Below are 17,154 nucleotides of genomic sequence, written 5' to 3'. Positions count from 1 at the left end.
CTTTTGGGGGCTTTTTCATTATTTCAAAAGCGTTTTACTTAAACCATTTCCCCATATTGTCCAGACACATACCGCCGTTTGCCGTCGTGGATGACTTCCCAATAGCCTTTAGAGTTGTTTGAACCTTTAACAGAACCTGAGATGTTAATTGTCTTGCCGAGACCAATCGTATCCACATTCTTGGCATTTTTACGGTCTGGTTTGTCCATAATAATGGCTGCACTTTTAACACCAACAATTTTAATTTTGCCTACAGACTTAATACCCCCGCTAGTCTTGTTTGAAGGTTTAGCAGGAGCAGATTTTGAAGAGGTTTTCCCTAACTCTGCATCACTCTTGATATATCTTACGTTAACGTAACCGCTGTATGTGGCTCCTTTAGAATTGGTATATTTAATGTAACCCCAACCATTTTGAGTCGATCCTTTTTTATATTGGACAGTCGAACCTTTAGGAAGAGCAAGCACAATAGACGAGTTGGCATTGCGTTGAGTTCTCACATTAAGGCTGTCAGCAACAACTGTATTTTTAATATAAGATTCTTTTGTTTTATCAACAGGAGAATTTACCGTTTTAGACGGGGCGCCGCTGATACATGCTTTAAAGGAGTCCCATCGATCAAGCAGCTTGCGTGGACAATACTTGCCGGACCAGTGCTGGTGAGGGACCACGTTTGCAAAGGAAATGCCCTGCTCCTTCATGAGCTTTTTGATCAGCCATTGAGCATTTGCCACGGCTTTCTCAAAATCCCCATCGCTATTCTCGCAAATTTCAATGCCGATAGATTTCCGGTTGCCAGTTCCGCGGTTTCCGTCTCCCGCGTGCCATCCGTTTTCATTCAATGGCAGATGCTGATAAATCTCTTTGTCGTCTACCGTAAAGTGCCAGCTGGTGGGTGTTTCCGGATTTTTCTCATAACGGGCGTGCATGGCTGCGCTTGCCCCTTGTGCCGTGTTTGCCGTGTTATGAACTGTGATGTATGCCGGGTTCATTGCGTATCCCGGTCTGTTATTGTGCCCCGTTGGAATAAAGTCTTTAGTGATTTTCACCATGTTTCATCGTCTCCTTTTGAGTAATAAAATAAGCCGCTGAATTTACTCAGCAGCTTTTTCCTCTTTTTCTGTTTTCTGATCGTTGTCGCTTTCAATCACGTGAAGCCGGTCAGTGATGACGGCCGGAATTTTAACACCGATCTGCGCCAAATTCTCCGTGATGGATAGGCCCTCATTTGCAATATAAAAAAGAACGGTTCCAAAGGTCAGAACACCGTTCAAATTTGTTATCGTATCAATAATGTTGGCGACAATGACCACCATAAAACTCAGCATCTTTCGAACATACCCAAACCACGCGCTGCGGCTCCGGAGCTGCTTCATTTTCCACGCTTTAATAATGCCGGTGATAACATCCAAGATGCTGAGGATCAAAAGTAAATCAAGGTATTTCACCTCCCCGAAAAGATATGTTCTTGCGATCTGTAAGCTCTCAAAATTCATCCACACGTATATTCCCTCCAATTATTAATCACCTCCTTCGAGGCAAAATAAAAACACCTCTGGGGTGTCGATCAGTTTGCGGCGCCGCCTAAATCCACACTGACAGGCTGTTTTGTCATCGGATAGGTCAAGCCGGTTATTTTATTGTATTCATCTTCTGTAATTCTCCCCCACTCAACAAAACGGGCCACGTCTTCATTACTGTAATACTGCGGCCCCCATCCATAGATTGTTTTAACGCTTGTAAACCAATCCATCATTCTCCTTTCCCTCCCTCCGCTAGTATCAGATAAAGATTGGCTATCATTTGCGCTTGTGACTCGGCCAGACTTTGAGCTTCTGCAAGCTGCGTTGTAATGGCCGCGTTCTGAGCTTTCAACTCATCAACGGGAGAAGGTACCCGCCCGCTTTCAATTTGCTTTTCCAAGGCTTTTTTCTCTTCCTGGGTGGCCGCCTCCGTCCATGTCTTCTCAGCCGGATGATACATCGCCTTTATGAAAGACGGAGGCTGGACGGTTGTACAATTCTCAGGGATTGTATAGTTACCTTCTTCATCAGGCTCAATCTGAACGGGTTTGGTCAAAATGAAATTTTCATCGTATTCATAAACCTGAATCATGCTGTCCCTCCTTCCTGAAAGCCCACGACCACATCCAGATAATAGCCTCCGCCCATCTTACTTGAGTCCGCCGGGTCCGGGTATTTTATTTTTAAATCCCCATTATCATAAATGATTAAATTGGCCGTGCCACCTGTACCACTTAACGGAAGTGTATAAACGCCACCGCCAGCTGGTGCGTATTCCTCGGGGATGGAGCCGAATATGATTTCTGGTTCAGTTCTAACATGCCCCCTTAATAAGATAAGAGGCCCCCATTTTGCGTATATAGGCGTTCGTGTCCCTGCGGCGGCTCCGTTCTTCAGCATGATGTTAGCATAGGTGGCGGCTCCGTTCCATGTCTTCCGTTCAGCTGCAGAGATGTGCCGAATTTGATTATAACTATGGGCAGTGAACTGTTGTAATAACTCTTCCAGTTTTTCTTTAAAATCTGCTGTGAACAGCTTTGATAACTCTTCCAATGTATCTTTAAAAGGTTTGTTAACGTGAATGTCTTCATTATTTGCATGCTTGTTTACTTTATCTTGAGCGCCGGAAGGGGTTTCCTTGGCGTCCCAAGACTTCCGATCTGTTGCAGAAACATGCATATCTGCATCGTTCGCATGGGCGTTTATTTTATCCTGCGCGCCGGAAGGGGTTTCCTTGGCATTCCACTCTTTTCTCTCGGCAGCCGTGATGTGTTTCACGTTATCTTTTGCATGTTCGTTTGTGTAAGACTTGGCGTTTTCCTCTGCAGCATCCGCCTTTTGCTGCGCGCCCTCTTTCGTTTCAATGGATTCCAGGTCAGCAAATTTCTTTCTCAATTCCTCGACAGTCTGGCTGATTTCTTCGACGATGTGTTTTATCCCGTCTTTCAGCGTTTCAAAATCGTCAATGTAATAGTCAGCTGTTGGGATGATGTTCTGATCCTCTAACGTTTTGGCGATAGAGAAAGTAAAAAAAGAAGTCGCCAGCGCTTGCCCGTTCGTGTAATATAGTTTGATTTCAGCCTTAACCGTCCCGTAATGCTTGAGTTCTGCATTCGACAACACATATTCCGCCGTGCCATTTATCTTGTCAGTGATGGTAAGGCTCTTTTTATAAAACGATCCATCATCATACAGGAGAACGATTTTTGCGTCTACGGCTGACAGAGGCAACGGTACACCATCCTTTATAAAAGAAAAAAACAGCTTTGCGCTGCCAGTGTCCTGCGTCATAAATTGTATATTTGTACTCCGGCCATTGATTGGATTTGTATTAATGTTGATCGGCACGCTGCCCGTTTTATACATCGTCGTTTATCCCCCCCTTAGTGCTGCGGCGTAACCATCATTTGAGCCACGCCGTAGCCTTTCTTCGCATCATAAGGTGTATCTAATTTCATAACGGTTCCGTAGCCGCCGCTTTCCGCCTTTGTGGCGATGCCGTCAACTGCTGAAACGCTGTCACCGACGTTAACAGTATCATCAACCCGCACAAAGACTTGACCAATCAAACCGATAATATGCCATTCGTCTCTTTCCTCTCGTGGCTTGTACTCAGCTTCCGGATCATAGTTCGGGTTCTCAGCTGGAATCGTAATGATGTCGTCACCGTCAAATACTTCCCGGTAGATAATGCCCCCAAATTCATCACGAAGAAAACGATCATTCCAATAGAAGGCAGCTCCGCCGAGCACAACGCCGGCAGTCTTGGAAACGACCCCTAGTATCTTGTCGCCTTCTTGAGCTTTTCGGATTTTGTCGCCCTCTAACGCTACAAGATAAGATGCCTCTATCTTTGTTCCGTCAGCTGATTCAAAATACTCCGCCAAGTCTTTTAAATTCGATACGCTTTCTATTGCGCCGGTGGACCGCACTGTTCCGCCCTTTGCGTTTAATTCAATTTTTTTGTTGGCTTCCGAGGCTTTGCCGTTTCCATGGCCTAAAACCATTGTGTAAGATTTGCTGTTCTTAGTGGCCTTGGAGAACATGACACCCGCGGACGCCCCATCTCCTGTTGTGTGAGAGTCATATGAAAACATGACGCCGTTGCGTGAACCCTCAGAAGAAGAGCCGCCAGCATTACCCGCAAGCAAATTGCGCTCACCCTTCGCATACGTCGCCCCCGTACACGCAATAATCGCACTGTACTTCGTAAGTGCATGGCCCGAGCTGGAAGCTGCTCGAAATCCTCCCTTGACGTTATTCGGAACTACTGAATGCTTTTCTCCGGCAAGGACAGCTGCATCCTTATAACCGTAAGCTCTGACAAGAAAAATATTGGTCTGGGTGTTCGGAGAGGTGATGCCGGCCGTTCCGCTTGCTACATGCAGAAGGCCATTTAACAAGTTGACATTACGCACGCCGCCCCCTATCGCGATGCCGGTTCTTGCGGAATCATGGATAACAAAATCAGAAATAAATACATCGTCGGTCATCTGATCGCCGCCGGTGATATAAATGTCACAATCAGCCTTTTTAAATCCGGTAATGTGCAAGTTGTTTACTGTTATCTTCCTGCTTTTATACTGGAAGGCAATGATCGAGCCGTCTTTGTAGTCATATGTCGGATCGCCAATCGCTTTAAAACCGATTATCTGAACACGCTGGTACGCCGAAACGACAAGGGCTTTCGGAGCTAATCCTTCATAAAGCGAATTATAGACGGGTTCACGGGATGTGCAGTCTACTAACGTCACATCACGAGCCGTCTCGCTCCAAGGGTCTTTTACAAGATGGTGATCAATATGCCGTAAATCAAATGAGCGAACGTCACGAAATGATTCATGACCGCGAATGTGAACGTCACTCGGTGCCGGCCATTCCTTATGAGCTTTTACCTCTACGCCCCGCACATTCCCCTCCGTATAATTATCTATAACCCAGACATGCTTAGAGCCGTCGTCCACTTCAATTCCGTTTGAATTGGCTCCGCCTTTACGGTGTGCAGTACCGCGCGGATTCGTCATCACATTGTTTGTGATGAAAACATACTCGCTGTAATGGGTCGTAATGCCGTCGTCACCATACCCAGAGCCAACACACTTGTCGATCCAAATATATTTGCTCCCTGTTGCCGTGTAATCTTTTGCTGTGATGTTATAAGAAGGCGCTGATACATCAAAACAATGCAAACCTGGGTTAATGCCTTCAACACCACGTGCAATGCCAAACTTTACTTGCGCAAAAAGCAGACAGCTTGAATGTACACCACCGGTTGCGCCTACGCCGCCCTGGCGATCAGGATTCCAGTCAAGCGACATACCTTCCACAACGATATTCCGGTTGCCTTTCGCATGATCAGCATTTGTGACAACCCACTCACTGGCCGGCGTGTCCTCGTGCAGCTTCAGAGTGGTGACGCCCATGCCCTGGCCGATCAAATACGTCCATGACGGCAGTTTGACGCCTCTTATCACGTATTCGCCGGCTGATAGATTGAGCCGCACCTTTCCGTTTCCGATCGCTCTTTTGAATGCTTCTGTGCTGTCTGTCTCCCCGGTAGGGTCGGCCCCGTAGTCGTCTACGTTAACGTTTCTGGTGATTTTACGCAGAAGTTTGTTATATTCCTTATCAAGACGCTCTTTCAACAGTGGAGCAATTTCTCCATCAGCATTAACACGGGCGTCCACTACTTCTTTTACATTTGTCCCGTCGGCATTAAGAATGAGATTACGCACCCGATTATACAGGCCGTCAATATAAGTTCGTAAAGAAAAGCCCCCGTGATCAATTTGCTCAGATGTATGCGCCGTAGCAGCTTTCTTATGACGGGTAATTTCACTTTCAAGTCCGTTTACGCTTCTCTCGATCGCTTCCATATCACCAGATAGCTCATCCTCATAGCGAGAGTTTCTAGTGGTATCGTAATTTTTTTTCAACCTCAACACTGTATTCACTCTCCTTTTCGACAAAATAAAAAACGCCTATCAAAGCGCTGTCAGTATTTGATCAATATATCGTTTTTGTTCTCTCAGCTTCTTCGCCTGATTCACCGCAATATCTTGTATGTCTTTTCTGAAATTAGCAAAAGTCAGCTTCGGGCTGCTGTATGGATTTAGCGGATTGTATTGAATCGTTAAGAGCCGCACATCATCCTCATAAGTCGTTCCGTCTGCTGTGTCGGCTAAAATGTGGACTGTATCGCCTTTCCAGAACGGCTTTTCAATTTTGATCAATTTCGGTTCGTATACATATTGATAATCTACACTGACGACTGTTTCCGGATATGGATTCACATGTTTTTTCAGCGCAGAAACCATGCTGCCCGACTTTTTTATAGTTTCGTCTCTGATCGGGTCGGCCCACTTCGGCTTACCTTCCCGCAGAAATTTCTTTTCCTCTGGATGGATGTACAAGATCGGCTCAAATACGTATTTCGGTTTTTTGTCTGTGCTCTTACTGTCTTTAGACATCGCACCATATCCCCATGCACGGGTAGAGCAGTTTTGCGAGTTGGTTTTGATACTGATGCCCGGCATATTATAACGGGAGTCAAATGTGAAAGGAATCTCTTTCCCCATTTTCTTATAGACATGAATTTTATAATTATCCACGTCAAGCTCTAACTCATAATCATTTATGAGCTGATCTATTAATTCGGTGGAGTTTTTATCACCGAAATTCTCTTCTTCGGCGGTGGCGAATTTGCTTTCAGGCTCTTCCAGCACATATGAAAAATCAGTACCTTTTAACGCAATGTCAAAGGCCTCTTTTACGGTCAGTTTCTTTGTTACAGTGTCATTTACTTGGTTCTCAGCAAGAAAAACGGTAAAAATATGATTGGCCGTGATTGTTTTTGTCAGGACGTTTTTAGCCTGCTTCAAGTCTACATCTGTAATATAGTATTTTTGTTGTTTGAATCTTCTTTCGTCAATGTAAAGAATATTGTCATTGACCAGTAAATCGAATTCAGTCGCATTGCTCTCTGTTTTGGTAATTGTAAAGGTAAAGCTCTTTTTCCCGGTAGTATCGTCTGTAAGATCAACGATCACGCCTGTTACTTCCACAACGTCATTTCCGTCTTTCGTGGAAACATGCAGCTGAGGAAAGTCCACATCTGACGGCAGTTTTTTATTAAGAGGGATGTCGTTACCCGCGTATTCTTTACTTGGAAAACTCGGTTCCTCTTCTGGGGTCTCCGGGGATTCTGGATCATCAGGCTCGTTCGGCAATTCTGACGTATCATCATATTGCATCAACTTATACTGTTCGATCATGGTAATTAATTTATTAGCATAGTTGATGTCTGTTGCGTAGCCAGCTTTTTGAACGGCTCGGCATGCTTTTTTATAATCCGTTTCCCCTACCACTGCTTTATACCGATCAAGACGAGTGTACAAGCTTCCCAGATCTGCCAAACTCTCAGCATATGAAGGGTACTTTCTGAATTTAGCTTGTACCCTCTCAACATTTCCGTATTTGTCCTGCTCGCTGGTCCACATCAACACGTATTTTCCGTTATAGGTTCCCTTTATCCCAAACAAATTGTAAGCTTGTTTGGAAAGGCCGCTCGTGCCGAACCCGCTTTCCAGACAGCCTTGAGCAATGACAAGGCTGGCAAGGACATTATATTTTTTGCATACCTTTTTCGCCCCGGGTACCAGGCTTTTAATAAAGTCAGCCACAGCCATGTCATCCCTCCTTACTTATAATAAAAACGAGTATCAAATAAAATTTCAAAGTCATTTGAGTTTATAATTTCAAAATCGTTCCATCCTACATCCAGTGTCGGCAGACGGCCGGATGTTTTCAGACGCTTATCCCCGATTACAGTGTACTGCCTGATGAATGTGACTTTTTGCGAGCGTTTTAGCTCCTGCTCAATTTTCAATTTTTCCCCGTTCGTTCGGTTCGCAATGGTTACGTTTGTCCCTTTGGCCCACAGAAAGACGTTATAATCATGCTGCAGAGTGTTGACCGCGGCGCCGCCGGGATTGTAAACGCTGAATCGTTTTTGGTTCTTGAAATGATATTCAAGATCATCTCTCCGAAGGATTCCCATACCGGGACTCCAGTGCTCTCCATTGAAATTCTGGATGGTAGAAGAGGTATATTTCGACTCGGCAAGCCCCAGAATATCCGTGAACCCCACTGTGAATGTGGCATGGTTTTTCTGTTTGTCCTTAGCGATAGTAAAATTCCCGTCACACGTAACAAGGAACCGACGGTTAGGCAGAAGGTCCGTTGAAATATAATAAGGAAACGGCTGCACTAACAATGAATAAAGTTCATGCCTGTTCTGATAAAAGGTTTCGGGAATGATGGAATCTAATAAAAAATCAACCTTGATGTCTCTCTCTTTGTAGACAACGTCCCGGGGGTGCTGCGGCAGCACTAAACCGTTTATCCTTGGGAGGGTTGTTGTTTCTCGTTCAATATTCGGTGAGTCAGGCGTGAAGCTGCGCACCTTAAAACGGGGGAGAATTCGTGATAAGCTTTGTTCTCCCATACTGTTATTAAAATCAATATATAAATCTAGCATTATGATCTGACACCGCCTTTATAGGCATTCTGGTTGTATCGGTCTGCAGCTTTCTGGTCAAGTATCCTGCCATCTCCTTTTTCAAAAGCGATCGTCGCAATTTGTTGGCCGTCCATATGCACCGCAGCCGGATGGATGATAATAGGCTGCTGAGGTATCGCGGCCTGGCCTGCCCCGCCAGACTGTTGCTGTGACAGGAGTGTGATTAGAGCATCTAGCTTTTGATTTAAAGCAGGCGTGTCAACTTCATTCCGGATGGTAAGCTCTGACTTCATTGAAATGAGCTGATCAGCAGCCCCCTTTATGTTGAAAGCCATCTGATTTAATTCCTGCTTAAACGAGGTCATTGCGTTCTGCGCCATAAAAGCAGCACTTTGTTTTACGTTTTTGGCTTTGTCCTCTATCCCTAACGCAAACCCATCAGAAAAGTTGTTTCCTTCCGCTTTTGTTAGTTTGGAGGGAGAATGGGAGTCAATAGATTTCTTTAAAGACCTCAAGGCGGATTTCCCCAAGTTCCACGCCGCACTGAAGAGAGAGCCGTTTTGCGATCCCATTCCATTTATAAAGCCGGTTACAAAGTCAGAACCAACACTATGTGTCTTAACGCTTTTCAGCCCCGTTTTTGCGCTGTTTGCAACACTTTTTCCGGCGCTGTTTGCTGTGCCCTTTTTACTGAGAACGCCGCTGGCCAATTCAGTTCCGGCCTTTTTACCGCCTCCGCCGTCTGAGGTTTTGGCTAAATTGCTCGTTACCGATGAGCTGAGAGAGCCGGCCGCAGATGTATTGGCGCCTTTGGTAGACGTTAAACCAGCTTTATGCTTATTTCCTTTGTTTTGTCCTGCTGCATTTGCTTGCCCGCCGCCTTTCTTCATCTCATTTAAAGCAGATTGAAGTATAGACGATCCTGCTTGTGCATTACCGGGCTTTGTAGAATTGATACCGGTACGAAAGGCATTTCCTTTATTTTGTCCGGCCTGTGCGGGCGTGGTGTTATCTGCGGAAAGCGAATTGTTAAGGGCCTGCTGTAAGACCGTCCCCCCGCCAATAACTGCTGGTGTGGACTGCTTCAAGCCAGCGGAAAAGTCCTCGGCAACCTTCTTCCCTGATTGTTCGGCGCTTGTCGGCTTATCTAATTCCCCTTCAACATTGGCAACCATCTGACTTGCTTCTTCACGGGCTTGTTCTTGGGTCATCCCCATGCCTTGGTAAAACTCTTCTAAAGCCTGTTGGGTAGTCTCAATTGCTTCTTCTTTGGATTGTCCTAATTTTTGAAGAAAATCTATTTGCCGGGCTGCCCATCGTTCTTGATATTGAGCTTCTGACTCTTCAGTTTTGACCATAATCCCCATTGAATTAGATATAAACTCATCTTGTTTATCCAATGCCTTTCCGGTCTCTAAATCAAGCAGCTTGCCGTCTCGTGACATTTTGGAAAATAAGGCTCTTGAATTTTTTTCATAGGCATCCGTGTTTTTTGCTAATGCGGTATTATAGTCAGCCGTGCTTTTGCTCAGTAATGATCTTCTTTGTTCCGCCTCTATATATCCCTGCGCAAACAACTTCTCAATAACATCATTTCTGTATTCCATATCTTTCTTGGCGGCTTGTTTACCATCGTCATAGACTTTTTTAATGTCGTTGTTGTACTTCTGAGCTTGTTTAAATGAAAGCTGTCCTTGCTGATCCGTTACTACTTTTTGCATTGCTAATGCTTCTTTTTGATTGGCCGCAAATTTACTTGTAGACAATTCAAAATAGGAAACAATGTCATTGAATTGCTTCTTTTGTGAGGCATTCATATTGGAAGTGACGAGGCCTGTCTCTTTTTGCAGTGCGTTTAACTGCTTTAGTTTATTCCTAGCCTCTTGCATATCTTTATCAATTGCGCCGACCATCTTGTCAGTCATCTTTTCGCCGGCTTTTTTTGTTTTCTCATCGGTGTCCGCATATAGCCCTTTTAAGACAACCAGAGCATCCTTTTTAAGCCCTTCAAGTTCTTGTATTAGCTGGTCGCGCATACTGGCATAAGTTTCAACTAATTTAGCTGACATCTTCTGAGCTTCTGAACCAGATACCCGGGTCAATTCAAACAGCTGCAGTTCTGCCTTTTCTCTTAAGTCCACATAGGTGGAAGCAGATTTTTGTGTTGCTTTAGAAACACCCTCACCGTAAAGCAAGGCAGATTCTCGCGCCTCTTCTTGCTGCTTTTTCTGGTTCTTCAATTGTTCAGTGTAAGCGTAAGTAGCAACCGAAATACCGCCTAGCAGTGCTGTACCTCCGACAATTGCAAGGCCAACAGGACCGGTAAACGCTAAAAGCGCCCCTATTCCAGCTGTAAGCGTGGCGACGGCTGTCGTAACCCCTAATACACCTGTCGCCAGAACGGCTGTTTTCGCTATGGTTTGCACGGTGCCGGAATCCAGATTATTAAACATCATAATCAAGTCGCTGCCCTTGTTTGCTAAATCGCCCAGGGCAGGCAAAAGGCTTTCCGTCAGTTTGATTTTTGCCCCTTCAAGTGCTGACTGAAAAGCTACTATGCTTCCGTGTGCATTATCCAGCATTGTATCCGCCATCTTTTTAGCGGCTCCATCTGATTTTTCAAGCGCCTTAGTATTATCCCCAAGAGCCTTTGAACCTTTTTGAAGAAGGACAGCCCAATGTTTATATGCTTCAGCGCCCACGATCGTTTTTAATGCGGCCGCCTGTTGCTCTTTGGTCATGCCTTTCAGACCTTTTTCCATTTCCTCAACGACTTCCGGCATGCTTTTCATGTTTCCGGCTGCATCGAAGAAATCAAAACCTAATTTTTTGACAAGCTTCGACGCCTTACCCGTTGGCGAAGCGAGACGGATCAAGGATGTACCAAAAGCCTGCCCGGCAATTGAGCCTTGAAGACCTGCGTCACCAAAAGCCATAATGGCGGCCGCTGATTCTTCCATTCCCCAACCAAGGGAATTAGCGTTCGGCGCCAAAAACTTCATGGCTTCGCCCATCTGTTCAACGTTGGTGTTTGCGTTGGCTGCGGCGTAAGCAATGACATCCGAGGCGTGCCCTGACTCTTTTGCTTTTAGAGCAAAGGCAGACATGATATTTGATGTAATATCTGCTGCTGCACCTAATTCCAGTTGGCCGGCTGCCGCCAGACTGAGCATCCCGGGCATTGCGTCATAAATGTCATTAACCTTAAATCCGGCCATTGCCAAAAAACCCTGTGCATCCGCTGCCTGACTTGCTGTAAAGACAGTGGTTGCACCGAGTTCTTTTGCTTGCTCTCTCAATTTTGCGATCTCTGCCGCCGATCCGCCGGAAATGGCCTGGACTTTACTCATTTGCTTTTCAAAGTCCATGCCGACCTGAACAGCATCACGTAGGGACAGAGCCAGCGCACCAAAAGCGATGCCCGATGTCATAGCTACTGACGAACCAACGGAACGCATTTTTCCACCAATTGAATCCATTCGTTCGCCCATGATCCGAACACGGGAGGAAGCTCTTTTCGCTGCCTCCTCTAACGTTTTTATTCTCTGAGTCGTACTATTTAGCGCGTTTTGCGTCTTATTCATTGCGGCAGTAGCATTATTTAAACGGCGGGCGAGCGTTTGCGTTTCTTTTATGTCTTTCCCTTTTTTTATAGCCGCGTCTGCGTAAGCTCTCTCAAGCGCCTTTACTCTGCGTTTATGCGTTTCCAATTGTTGTGTTAATGTTTTTTCGGTTACTTGAGCAGTTTTTAATTCGTTTCCCCACACACCCACTGCCGTACGGTTTTTTTCAAATTCCGACTTCAAATTTTTCATTTGAACAGCACAGGCGCTCATTTCTTTTTTAAACTCAGATGAATTCGAATACAGCCTGACCTTTATGTCTTTGCTCAATCGGGCACCTCCTTATCCGAGAAATTGATCAATATACATAGGTTCATCATTGTTTTTTGCCTTCGTTTGGGTCTTCTCTTGTGATTTTCTCCGAGCCAGTCTTTTCAGATGATAGACAATGTCCATTTCGTCAATTTGATTCTGCGTATATCCTATTTCCTCAAGGGCGTTATACATATCAAGGACTGACTCAGGCAGACTCACTCCCCCGGCTCTTCACCGCTGGAAATTCCCTCGCTATTTAAAAGAGCCGTTGCTTCCGCAATATTCCCCAACACATACTGTGCAGCAGCATAGATTGTTCTTCCTACCAGCCGGGCATCAATTCCTTTTTCAAACTCATCAGGTGTAAATTTCTGGCCAAAGGTATTACAGACAAATTCAACCTGTTCATTAGTAAAAAGACGCTCTGAATCTTGTGATTCAAAATCGTCTGCAATCTTTGCAGCCTTTCGAAACAATAAACCTGTAATGTGGTCAGGTGTAACAAATTTTTTATCTTTGCCATCAAGCCGAAGTGTAATAGACAATGCTTCCATGTAAGTTCCTCCTTTTTCATATAAAAAGAGCGCTCTTAGGCGCTCAATGAATTATTTACCGACATCAACGACAGGCGTTCCCTCTTTCGTGATGTCCTTATAGACAACTTGTTTGAACCATGTTTCAGCATTAATCCCATTGGCCTTATCTTCTTCTGCTTTTGCATCCCATCTGCGCTTACCCTCTTTTACATTAGTAAGAGGCATGAATTTAATTTTGACCTGCGCTGTTTGGGGTGTAGCTTTCCCTTCGTCCGTTTTGTGTTCAATCGGTACTAATTCTGGGGTCCCTTTAAGCACCCAATAGTATCTGTACCCGCCGGTAGAGAGCTTGGCCCGGAAACCAAGAGCAATCTCTAGTGTCTTATCATCAGCACTAGAAAAATGAATGCCATTCTCCACTTGCTTACCGAAAATCCTTGACTGCATGTCAAGAGGAAGGTCGGCAACTTCCATTTCACCATCAATATCACTTAAACTATTAACAGTGGCATATGCCACGTTGTCGGCATAAAAAACCTCCTGTTCTGATTTAGGATCAATTTTTAAGTTAACGGCGCCCGGTATTTCTTCGGGAACAGAAAATTTTAATTCATCTTTTGTGTCTTTTAATACTTCTGCGATATGAAACATATCCAAACCAGATAATACTTTCCCCATCTATTTCCCCTCCTGATAATAGGTTTTTTTATAACGTCTGGCCTTATGAAAGACCTTTGTGTCTGTTTCGTATAAATCTTGCGAATCATACCGGCTGTAGCCGATTTCTCGCATAAGCTTATCTATTTCCGCAGCAATCGCTGTTTCCTTGCCGCGGGTGCTCGCTTGAGTGAAAATACTGATCTGATAACGCACCTCAAATGAATAGACCTGGTTGTCTGCAAAATCCGCATCAGCATCTTGAATCTCCGAAAAAACTACTCTCGGAAATGCGCTGACATCATTCGCAACGAGGTTATGAATTCCGCCAGATGTCAGGCCTTTTAATAAGGCACTGGAATTAAGTGTGCTCACCAATTCAATTTTAGGAGAGTAGGTCATTTGATCGGCGCTGTAAGTATTCGCTCCATTAGTTCCACAGCGGGGCCCTCCCCTTCTTTTCCGCCTTTTTCTATGAACGGTTGCGGCGGCATTTTTGAGGTTCCCCACTCCAAGAACCTCCCGCGATACGCTACCTTTTTATTCGGACCAACGGCCACAAACCTCACTCCGTCCTTGGATTCTCTGACATTGGAGACTGTGATGTTGTCCTGCATATGAGGTTGTTTTTTATCACTCCGGTTAACGTGGGAGCGTTGCCGTTCAGCGATAATTTCACCGCCGGCCTTTAGCGCTACGGGTTCCACCTTTTCGACGTCTCCGCCGATTTTTTTAAAATACTGCGTTAGATCCTCTATGCCGTCAAAGCTCATATCAGCCATTGATTCCCACCTCCTGACAAAGAATCTCAAGCTCTTCCCCCTGATCATCCGGATCGTTAGTGTCCAAAATATCAAAAACGCGTTCCGTCTTTTCTTTAGGAACGCGCTTAACAATCCGCATATTCGGTTTTATATCCTTCCGGTAACGCACCGTGATTTTTTTTGGAGTCTTGACTCCCAATGCTCCGGCAATCATAGTTTCGCTATTTCCGAGAGAGCCAGCCCCCTCTACAGCTCCCCAGACCGTGAATAAGTCCACATAGGTTGCATTCCAATTACCTTCTTCATCCTGTGTCTCGGTTTTCTTTTGAAAGGTCAGACGGTGCCGGAGTTGGCTGATCTTTTTTCTCATTTTCTTGTTCCTCCACAGATACATAACGCAGCTGCGTCAATATATTTTCAGCAGTAAAAGGGATAGATAAGCCGGTTCCCCCGGTCTCATATATCCCTTTGTTTTCATACCAATGTTGGACAAGCATTTGAAGCACCAGCTCAAATTGCGGGTGCCCTTCAATATACCTGCCTATCCCGTTGATAATATAGCTTTTGGCCGCCGCCATTTGATTCAAAAGCTGACGATCATCTTCTTCATGCTCGACCTTTAAATAGTTTTTAATAGCCTCTAAATCCATTCAGGACACACCGCCTATTCTGTCGGTTCTTCTTCTGTTCCTTTCAAAGCAGCCAGGTCACTTTCAAGGTTATTCATTTTTTGTTTCAATTCATCAAGCAATTTTGTAATTTCGCTGTTTAGATGCTCCGGCATCACGCTGCCAGTTCCGATGTTTTTACTCCGGACTGATTTTTCTGCAAGCATTTCATACGTAATGCTGCTTTCTTCAATAACAGCCGGATCACCCTTGTCTCCTTTCTCACCTTGCGGGCCTTGCTCGCCAGTATCTCCCTTTGGTCCGGCCGGTCCCGGTTCACCCTGTGGTCCCTGTTCCCCGGGTTCCCCCTTATCGCCTTTTGGTCCTTGCGGGCCGGGTTCCCCCGGTTCTCCTTGAGGACCTTGTTTACCGATATCGCCTTTGTCTCCTTTCTCACCTTTTTCACCCTGCAGTCCTTTTACAAAAAGAGGATTTTCTTCGCTGTTTTCTTTGAGATAGACCGGCGTTATCGCCTTGCCGTCTTTTCCTTTTTCAGATGAAGTTTTGACTCCATTACTTTCATATAAATAATCTTCAGCCATCTGTAATCATCCTTTTCCTTTTATTTTTTATTCCGTTTTTCCGTCAGACTCAGAACTGGCAAGCTCTTTCAATTTATCCTCAATAGCCTTGAGACGATCTAAAACAGATGAATTTAAGTGTTCTTCCATTACACTGCCGGTGCCGATATTCCTGCTGCGGACCGACTTATCCGCCAGCATTTCATGGGTTACGCTTCCGGGTCCTGGTTCAGATTGGTTGCCGCCAAAACTGACCTCTTGTCCATCTTTAATGACCTTGCCCCCGGCAATTTCTAAAACACCGCCGATGACGGTACGATTTCCCCCGTCGGCGGTGTAGTTTTTTGTTGAATAGCTCATACTTATCTCTCCTTATTCAACCGTGATTTGTCCGAATACTACAGCATCCTCATCCCATTTACGGACATCTTCTCGTTCAATCCCTCTGACTTTTGTTGAATTTGTTTCAAATGCTCCTGCCCCTGTGTCTGTGGATGCAATTGACTGTTGTTCACGATCAAACAGAACAATCGCTTCTTTTAAATTCCCGATGATGAGTGGAGCTTTACCTTTTTGAGTTTTTAATACTCTGTTAGTAAAAGGCACGACAGGTCGTCCATCAAGCAACTTCTTTGTAGGATTGGTTGGGTCTGGCTGTAATAGGTATCTGCCTGTTCCATCTTTAAGCGTGTCTAACCAGTCATATCCGTCTTGGTTTGTCAGCACGATAGAACCCGGCGCCACCATCGGATCAAGCGTGACATTTAATGCTTTTTTAATACCATCCAAACCATCAATATCTACTTTTTTCAATGATGCAATTGCAGCCAAAATCAAATTGTTACGGGTAACAACTGATTTCTTTGCGAACCATTTTGCTACATATTTCATGATCGCTTGGTCAGAGTCATTCAACATTGAATTAGATAGAGTCATGATGCCACCATAATCTATGATTGAGTAGGATACTTTTGTGAATCTAGGCTGATCAATCTCAGGTAAATTCCCCAATTCCTCTACGGGTGAAAACGGCACCATATCAGCATTTTTCTCAAGTAAACGAGTTCCAGATCGAGTTGTGACAGGTTCAACGGTTACATATTGTTCCAACGGCTCAAACTGACGTTTAAATTCATGGATTTGCCTTCCAATATCCTCTGGGATCAAAATTCCGCCATCTTCATCATTTATACCGGACATCGCTCTAAATTCTGGACTATCCAGAAGGTCACGCTCTTCGTCGGTAAGTCTTTTGCCTCTCAATCCTTTAAGGAAAGCTTTGCTGTATTGCTGTTGCCTTTCCTCATTTCCTTGACCTTGTGAACGCTGCCCCTCTGGGTTGCGCTCTTGCTCGGGCACAAAGTTTACACCGCCCGGTAAATCCGGGACATCAAGTGAACGTCCTTCGGTCATCAATTCGATTTGATTTTTAAGCTGTTTCACTTCATCAAGCAATGCACGCGCTTCATCGGTATTGCCCTCCTGCAGCGCCTTGTCTGCTTGCTGCTTCTTTTCAGTAAACTGTTGTCTTAATGCGATTTCTTTTTTGCTCATTTGCATTGGCATAAAATCATTTCCTCCTTGTT

General features: G+C 44.9%; 19 protein-coding genes. All 19 read right to left on the bottom strand.

The features are described 5' to 3' along the window. Positions 1–38: 38 nt before the first annotated feature. Positions 39–1,052, bottom strand: coding sequence for an N-acetylmuramoyl-L-alanine amidase (locus BZ167_RS19940; protein WP_039251309.1), 1,014 nt, complete (start codon positions 1,050–1,052; stop codon positions 39–41). A gap of 42 nt (positions 1,053–1,094) precedes the next feature. Continuing rightward, entirely contained in the window at positions 1,095–1,496 is a 402-nt protein-coding gene (locus BZ167_RS19935) for a phage holin family protein (RefSeq protein WP_430491418.1), read from the bottom strand. Positions 1,497–1,567: 71 nt separating this feature from the next. Continuing rightward, positions 1,568–1,756: an XkdX family protein gene (locus BZ167_RS19930; RefSeq protein ID WP_039251307.1), complete on the bottom strand. Its 189-nt coding sequence runs from the start codon at positions 1,754–1,756 to the stop codon at positions 1,568–1,570. After that, positions 1,753–2,115 (bottom strand): YomQ N-terminal domain-containing protein, encoded by a 363-nt coding sequence (locus tag BZ167_RS19925; RefSeq protein ID WP_039251306.1) that lies wholly within the window; start codon positions 2,113–2,115, stop codon positions 1,753–1,755. Before BZ167_RS19925 ends, BZ167_RS19930 begins: the two co-directional genes overlap by 4 nt. Further along, on the bottom strand, positions 2,112–3,389 hold the full coding sequence (locus BZ167_RS19920; protein ID WP_039251305.1) for a phage baseplate upper protein: 1,278 nt from the start codon (positions 3,387–3,389) through the stop codon (positions 2,112–2,114). The genes BZ167_RS19925 and BZ167_RS19920 overlap by 4 nt, the downstream gene beginning before the upstream one ends. Positions 3,390–3,406: 17 nt before the next feature. Next, entirely contained in the window at positions 3,407–5,899 is a 2,493-nt protein-coding gene (locus BZ167_RS19915) for a peptidase G2 autoproteolytic cleavage domain-containing protein (protein WP_225562145.1), read from the bottom strand. A 108-nt stretch (positions 5,900–6,007) separates the two neighbouring features. Next, a complete protein-coding gene (locus BZ167_RS19910; RefSeq protein ID WP_039251303.1) occupies positions 6,008–7,711 on the bottom strand; it encodes a glucosaminidase domain-containing protein in 1,704 nt (567 codons plus the stop codon). A gap of 11 nt (positions 7,712–7,722) precedes the next feature. Further along, on the bottom strand, positions 7,723–8,562 hold the full coding sequence (locus BZ167_RS19905) for a phage tail family protein (RefSeq protein ID WP_039251302.1): 840 nt from the start codon (positions 8,560–8,562) through the stop codon (positions 7,723–7,725). Next, positions 8,562–12,437 (bottom strand): phage tail tape measure protein, encoded by a 3,876-nt coding sequence (locus tag BZ167_RS19900; protein WP_039251300.1) that lies wholly within the window; start codon positions 12,435–12,437, stop codon positions 8,562–8,564. The genes BZ167_RS19905 and BZ167_RS19900 overlap by 1 nt, the downstream gene beginning before the upstream one ends. A 12-nt stretch (positions 12,438–12,449) precedes the next feature. Then, entirely contained in the window at positions 12,450–12,635 is a 186-nt protein-coding gene (locus BZ167_RS19895) for a hypothetical protein (protein ID WP_172437946.1), read from the bottom strand. A gap of 2 nt (positions 12,636–12,637) precedes the next feature. Then, the gene (gene gpG / locus BZ167_RS19890) at positions 12,638–12,976 is read right to left on the bottom strand and encodes a phage tail assembly chaperone G (protein WP_039251296.1); all 339 of its coding nucleotides are present in this window, start codon (positions 12,974–12,976) and stop codon (positions 12,638–12,640) included. A 51-nt stretch (positions 12,977–13,027) separates the two neighbouring features. Further along, the gene (locus BZ167_RS19885) at positions 13,028–13,636 is read right to left on the bottom strand and encodes a major tail protein (RefSeq protein WP_039251295.1); all 609 of its coding nucleotides are present in this window, start codon (positions 13,634–13,636) and stop codon (positions 13,028–13,030) included. Then, a complete protein-coding gene (gene gp17, locus BZ167_RS19880) occupies positions 13,637–14,017 on the bottom strand; it encodes a tail completion protein gp17 (RefSeq protein ID WP_039251293.1) in 381 nt (126 codons plus the stop codon). Then, on the bottom strand, positions 14,014–14,397 hold the full coding sequence (locus BZ167_RS19875) for an HK97-gp10 family putative phage morphogenesis protein (protein ID WP_039251291.1): 384 nt from the start codon (positions 14,395–14,397) through the stop codon (positions 14,014–14,016). The genes gp17 and BZ167_RS19875 overlap by 4 nt, the downstream gene beginning before the upstream one ends. Then, a complete protein-coding gene (locus BZ167_RS19870) occupies positions 14,390–14,749 on the bottom strand; it encodes a phage head closure protein (protein WP_039251289.1) in 360 nt (119 codons plus the stop codon). The genes BZ167_RS19875 and BZ167_RS19870 overlap by 8 nt, the downstream gene beginning before the upstream one ends. Then, entirely contained in the window at positions 14,682–15,029 is a 348-nt protein-coding gene (locus BZ167_RS19865) for a head-tail connector protein (RefSeq protein ID WP_039251288.1), read from the bottom strand. Before BZ167_RS19865 ends, BZ167_RS19870 begins: the two co-directional genes overlap by 68 nt. 14 nt (positions 15,030–15,043) lie before the next feature. Then, complete coding sequence (locus tag BZ167_RS19860) at positions 15,044–15,589, bottom strand: collagen-like domain-containing protein (protein WP_039251286.1); 546 nt, start codon at positions 15,587–15,589, stop codon at positions 15,044–15,046. A gap of 27 nt (positions 15,590–15,616) precedes the next feature. Continuing rightward, entirely contained in the window at positions 15,617–15,928 is a 312-nt protein-coding gene (locus tag BZ167_RS19855; protein WP_039251284.1) for a hypothetical protein, read from the bottom strand. 12 nt (positions 15,929–15,940) lie between these two features. Next, positions 15,941–17,134 carry a phage major capsid protein gene (locus tag BZ167_RS19850; RefSeq protein WP_039251281.1) on the bottom strand — a complete coding sequence of 398 codons (1,194 nt, stop codon included), beginning with the start codon at positions 17,132–17,134 and terminating at the stop codon, positions 15,941–15,943. Between the last annotated feature and the right edge of the window lie 20 nt (positions 17,135–17,154).

Origin of the sequence: Bacillus sp. 275 (assembly GCF_001999205.1) — a bacterium.
Lineage (GTDB): Bacteria > Bacillota > Bacilli > Bacillales > Bacillaceae > Bacillus > Bacillus velezensis.
Note: the sequence above shows the minus strand (reverse complement) of the source record. Positions and strands in the feature narration are given on the sequence as shown.